This is a genomic window from Oscillospiraceae bacterium, from assembly GCA_035353335.1.
GTDB lineage: Bacteria > Bacillota > Clostridia > Oscillospirales > JAKOTC01 > DAOPZJ01.
The window spans coordinates 1-5,991 of record DAOPZJ010000054.1 but is presented as its reverse complement, the minus strand read 5'-3'; the positions used below and the strand labels follow the sequence as shown (position 1 = coordinate 5,991).

The following is a 5,991-nucleotide window of genomic DNA, read 5'->3' as shown; positions in this document are numbered from 1 at the left end:
CCGGCGATCTTGTCGACATGCCCGTGCGCGACGCCGAGAATCGTCAGCTCTGTGCCCTCCTGCGTGAACTCGTATTCTTTGCCGTCGGTCAGGCAGCGCACCTTTTTGACCGGCGCGCCGACGCCGTTGACCGGCAGATACCCGAGCACCGGCGTGATCAATTGAATCACATAGAGCATATTGTCCTTTTTTAACGTCGGCCTGCCGTTCGGAACCCACATGTCGATGGGCTTGCTCGCGCCGTAGATCGCCGCGCCGTTCACCTTGAGCCATTCGCCGACGATTTGAAGCGGTTTGACCGCGTCGGCGGGGACGCTTCCGTCGGGCGCGGGGCCGATGTTTAAAAGCAGATTGCCGTTTCGGTCGGCGGTCTCGGCCATCATCTTGATGATGCGCTGGGGGGTATAGGAATATCCCGCGATCTCTTCGCTGTCGACGTAGCCCCAAGAAAGCCCGTTAAAGGTCATGCAGGCCTCGAAGTATTTTTGTTTTCCGGTTGGGTTCAGGCGCTCTTCGGGCGTGTCAAGGTCTTCGTCGAGGCCCGAGCGCGGATTGATGATAATGTCCGGCTGCAAGGTTCGCACCATGCTGTTCGTCGCGACAAAGTCGAGATTTTCCCCGGTAAACGGATAGCACATGTCATACCAGAGCATGTCGATCTTGCCGTAGCGGGTCAGCAGTTCGGTCAGCATGTCGCGGTGGTATTTGATAAAGCGGATACGCGCGTCAAAATCCTTTGCGCTGTCGCCGCAGTCGGGATTGTGCCAGTCGATGATCGAGTGATAAAGCCCGATGCGCATGTTGTATTTGCGGCACGCGTCGACGAACTCGGCGACCACGTCGTAATCGTGCCCGTATTTGACCACGTTATAAGGATTGCAGTCGGAATCCCACATCGAATAGCCGTCATGATGGCGGGTGACCATGACCATGTATTTGCAGCCCGCTTCGGAGGCCAGTTTCGCCCACTCATAGGCGCAGCCCTTTTTCGGATGGAACTTCTGCGTGACCTCGCGTTCGTACTGTTCGTTGCTGATGCCGCTCAGCGCCAGATACCACTCGTGCATCCCGGCGACCGCATACGGCCCATAGTGCACGAACATGCCGAACTTGGCGTCCGCGAACCATTTCATGCGCGCGTCCCGGGTTTTGGCGACCTCGGCCTCATACTGTTTTTTGGTCAGTTTCTGCGCAAAGGGATTTTCCGACATGACAATTCCTCCTAAAAATTGATTCAATTTATATCCGGCGGCCGGTGACCCAGTGCCTCCCGGCCGAAACGATTTCGGTTTCAATAAATTGCCCGCGCAAATTTTCGTTTTCTTCGCCCGCGAACAACACCCGAGTCACGCCGCTGTCTTTGCCGCTCCACATTTTGTGCTTTTGTTCAAACTGTTCGGTGAGCACCCGCAGAGTTTTGCCGACAAGCGCCTTGTGCTTCTGCTCCGCGATTTTGTCCTGCAAGGCGAGCAGTCGCTCGAACCGCTCGACTTTTTCCTCCTGCGGAATCTGGTTTTCATATCCCGCCGCGGGCGTGTTCGGCCTCGGCGAATAAATGAACATATATAACGAATCATACCGCACCGCTTCGACCAGTTCAAGCGTCTTTTGAAAATCGTTCTCGGTCTCGCCCGGAAATCCGACGATGATGTCGCTCGTCAGCGCGATATCGGGGTAAAGTTTTCGCATCGCCCCGAGCTTTTTTAAATAGGCCCCGGCGTCGTACCGGCGGTTCATCCGCCGCAAAATTTCATCCGAACCCGACTGCACCGGCAGATGCAGATGCTTTGCCGCGTGCTGTTCGGAGGCGATCACCTCAAACAGCGCCTCGTCCGCGTCTTTCGGGTGGCTCGTCATAAACCGAACCCAGTAGTCGCCCTGGAATGTGCAGCACTGTTTGAACAACTCCGGAAAATCCGGCTTGTTATTGTCATTTTTGCCGTAGGAGTTGACGTTTTGCCCGAGCAGCGTGATGTCTTTCCACCCGCCGCGCACAAGGCCGCCGACCTCGGAGAGAATCGCCCCGGGTTCGCGGCTGCGCTCCCTGCCCCGCACGTTCGGCACAACGCAGTAGGTGCAGAAATTGTTGCACCCGTACATCACCGAAACGCCCGCATAGATCGAATCGGAGCGCATGACCGGCAGCTCTTCGGCGATTACGCCGTCGCCGCCGGGGGTCTCGAACACATGCCCGCCGTTTTGCAGTTTTTCGAAAAGCAGCTGCGGAAATTTATGCACTGCGTGGGTCCCGACCAGCATATCGACATAGGGGAAGTGCTTTTTGATCTTCTCCGCCGATTCGGGCTGCTGGATCATGCAGCCGCAAAGGCAGATGATTTTATCGGGATTTTTGCGTTTCGAGGCGAGCAGCGCGCCGGTGTTTCCGAACACGCGGTCCTCGGCGTTTTCGCGCACCGCGCAGGTGTTGTAGACCACGAGGTCGGCGGCTTTGGGGTCGTCGGTGAACACATAGCCGCACTCGGCGAGCATTCCGGAAATCCGCTCGCCGTCGACGGCGTTCTGCTGGCAGCCGTAGGAGTGCACAAACGCCAGGCGCCGAAGTCCGGTTTCGACAAAAAACGCGTCGTTTCGGCTCTTCAGAAGAGCCATAAAACGACGCTGTGCCGAAATCTCGTCACCGCCGACATGAAACACACCCGCTTCGCTCATCCCCCGCAAAACCCCCAGTCCGATTGGGTTTATTATAGCGGTTTTTGAGCGGTTTTGTCAAGCCGAACGATATATTATAGGGTAAAATGTAGGGGCGAACTGCGTGTCAAGTATGACATAGTTTACACTTTGTCCGAGGACATGGTTTACACATTTCATGTCCCGGAAATCGACGGTACGATTGATTTTCCTTCGGATGTCCGAGGATCACCTTCAGTCAAATAACATTTTCGTGATACCAAAGCCCGTTCTTTAAGATCGATGCGTCCGATTCTAAACTGACGGTAAAAAAGATTCATGAATCCATCCTTTGATGATGGCTTTATGGCAATCGTTTTACCTCCAAACGCCTCACTCAAAAAATAACCTTGACCTCCGTAAGCGAGGAAACCGCTTTTCTTAATCTTCCTCAGCTCATATTCTGCGCCGTATGCCCAATCCGCCGGCTTCTGAATGTATTTTCGGTTGCTCGAAGTATAATGCTGAGCCGGAACATCCAAATCAAGTGCGAAATGCGGTCGCTCATTGTTGTAAAAGCTTCGATATTCAACTCGTTGACGATCTGCATCCTGCAGATCAAAAGGTATGTAAAACCTCAATCGCTCGTCCTTAAAAGAACGATTGAAACGTTCATCTTTACCTTGCGTTTGGGGGTGCTTAAATCGGATATGAATCGGCAGAACGCCAAGCTCCATCAGCCAGAGTTCAAATAGTGTGTAACCCGCACTTTGGCTTGTGCCCCAAGGATTTCCGTTGTCACAAAGTAATATTTGAGGCATACCGTATTCCTCAAAAATCCGCTTGAAGCTCTCTACAACCCCTTCTCGTTGTTCATTCGGCTTTGCATCGGCGCAAAGGCAAAACCGGCTATGATCATCAATGACCGACAACGGATGACAACGTTGCCCGTTGCCCATGGCATAGTGTCCCTTAAAATCCGTCTGCCACATGATGTTTGGCTCGGCTTTCTCAAAACGTTGGTACGGCGTCGCAGCTTGGCTGGCTTCCGGTGTAATCAGGTTATTACGTTTGAGTACGGCATTTACGGTACTCATACAGGGCAGTCCGGTGTTCCCGGCATTTTTAAGCATTCGTTTTATCTTTGTCGCCCCGATTGCCGGTTCCTTCTTTCTAGCCGCAATGATTAAATCTTCGGTTTCCTTACTGATCCTGTTGGGGGTATGGAAGGGTTTCCGACTTCGATCATCCAGCGTCTCACCTTTCTGACAGCGCTTTAACCACTTGTATCCGGTCGGTCGACTGATCCCATACTCCCGGCAGAGTGCTGCCGTGTTCTTGTCTTGGCATAGTACACGTTGTGTGAATTCTTTCCTGATTTTATCCACAGTTTCCACCTTCCATGGCATCTTTCATGCGCTCCTTCGCTTTTTCGATGCCCTTATTATACTTGAAATGTGTAAACTATGTCTCCATACATTCTGTAAATGATGTTACCATACTATACACTGCGTTCGCCCGTTTGCGGTAGGGGCAGCCATCGGCCGTCCGCGTTGTACCACGAGAAAATATTAATTGTAGGGCGGGGTGCCCACACCCCGCCCTACAACGCGGACTGAGATCAGGAATTAAATCGAAATGCCGAAGGGCGGGCGGCCAATGGCCGCCCTACGCGCATTCCTCTCCTATTTTCCATTTTCCGCTCTCATATACCGAGACGCTCTCGCTTCACCGACGCGCCGGATTCTGCCCCCACGAATCATTGCGCCAAGGACCGCTTCAACGGTAGAAGGGCTTACGTCGGGGAGGTTTTTACAAATTTCTGTTTTTGAGATCGGTGTCAGATTGTTTAACACGGCGGCTTCAATTCGCGCTGTCTTTGTCCGCTTTTCATCCAAAACGGAGAAGCGTTTATCCAGCTCTTTGTAACAAATATATAGCGTGTAAAGGAAGTTCCCGATGAAGGAAGTATACTCATTTTCGTTTGTTTCCCATTTTTCGGATGAGACCCTTAGGGATTCATAATAATATCCTTTGTTGTGATGAATCTGCTCTTCAAACGAGATGTACTTTCCGGCGTCAAATCCGTTTTTGTATAACAACAGCAAGGAGAGCAGCCGTGACATTCTGCCGTTGCCATCCCGGAAAGGGTGGATGCATAAGAAGTCAAGAATGACACAGGGGATTAACAGAAGCGGATTGATGTTTGAATCATCTCTCGCTTCCATGTAAGCCAGAATCATCTGTTCCATTGCTTTCGGCGTTTCGGATGCCGGCGTCGGGCGAAAACGAACTCTGCGGTTTCCTTCGTGATCGGTTTCCAAAATCACGTTATCTTCCGTTTTGTATCTTCCGCCGTACTCATAGTTGGTCATAGACATCAGCGTCTCATGAAGCTTCAAGATATCCGTTTCCCGCAAATCAAGATATTCATGATCTGTATGAATCGCATTAAGCGCATCTCTGTAACCGGCGATTTCAGCTTCATCATGATTCAAGGGTGCGCTTTTTTCATTTACAATCGCTTTAATGCGCTCATCGCTTGTAATAATCCCTTCAATCGCATTTGAGCTTTTCACCGATTGGACTTTGGCGATCGCCTCTAACTCCGTGAAAATCTTTGTGTATTCATCCTTCCGGGTGCCTGCCATTGTCTTAAAAGAATAGATACCGGCGGCTTGGTTCAACATTTTCGACGGTAGCAAGGTATTATTCAGAAACGAATAGTCAAATCTCCTCATACTGATCCTCCTATCTGCATATATTATACCGCTTTATATGCAGATAGTCAAGGAGATTTGCCAGGTATCTGCACATTTCTTTAAATATTATGTGCAGATATGCTTTATTTTATCGAGTGGAACTGCCGATTCAAACTTCTTTTTCAATCATTTTTATATATTTGTAATTCTTTTTGTAATTTCTTTTTATCTTCTAAATCTTTAGTCATATTTATTAATTCTTTCTTGCAAGATATAAAGTCACTGAAACTCTGTAATTTTTCAGCGCAATAAGTATAGGATGATAAAAATTTAATGCCAGCTCTTTTGCGTTGCCGTCATGTAATAAAGATAATAATAAATCGTATGATTTTTCATATTGATAGGTTAATTCTAAAATCAATATATAAGCTTCGTATATTTCCGGAGTTCCCTTTTTCCTTTTGATGATCAGTTCAAAAGCCTCTAAAGCTTTATCCGCATATTTTCCTTCTTCGATCCCGGTTATTATAAGGAGTTGCATATTACTTAATGCGAAAATACGCAATTCTTCATCTGACATGGCATCCGGCGTTTTATTATTTAAAAAAGGGTCTTGACTAGAACAGCGAGGAGTAGTAAGCTGTAAACGAGGTCAAGATCA

At 49.6% G+C, this 5,991-nt stretch carries 5 protein-coding genes; all 5 read right to left on the bottom strand.

Annotated features, from left to right (window positions below):
• Positions 1–1,211, bottom strand: a 1,211-nt coding sequence (locus PKH29_10345) for an alpha-L-fucosidase (protein HNX15234.1), incomplete at its 3' end; no start/stop codon positions are given.
• A gap of 28 nt (positions 1,212–1,239) precedes the next feature.
• Positions 1,240–2,670, bottom strand: coding sequence for a tRNA (N6-isopentenyl adenosine(37)-C2)-methylthiotransferase MiaB (gene miaB / locus PKH29_10340; protein ID HNX15233.1), 1,431 nt, complete (start codon positions 2,668–2,670; stop codon positions 1,240–1,242).
• A gap of 155 nt (positions 2,671–2,825) precedes the next feature.
• On the bottom strand, positions 2,826–4,016 hold the full coding sequence (locus tag PKH29_10335; protein ID HNX15232.1) for an IS481 family transposase: 1,191 nt from the start codon (positions 4,014–4,016) through the stop codon (positions 2,826–2,828).
• A 297-nt stretch (positions 4,017–4,313) separates the two neighbouring features.
• Positions 4,314–5,369, bottom strand: coding sequence for a Fic family protein (locus PKH29_10330; protein ID HNX15231.1), 1,056 nt, complete (start codon positions 5,367–5,369; stop codon positions 4,314–4,316).
• 214 nt (positions 5,370–5,583) lie between these two features.
• Entirely contained in the window at positions 5,584–5,910 is a 327-nt protein-coding gene (locus tag PKH29_10325; GenBank protein ID HNX15230.1) for a hypothetical protein, read from the bottom strand.
• Positions 5,911–5,991 lie beyond the last annotated feature (81 nt).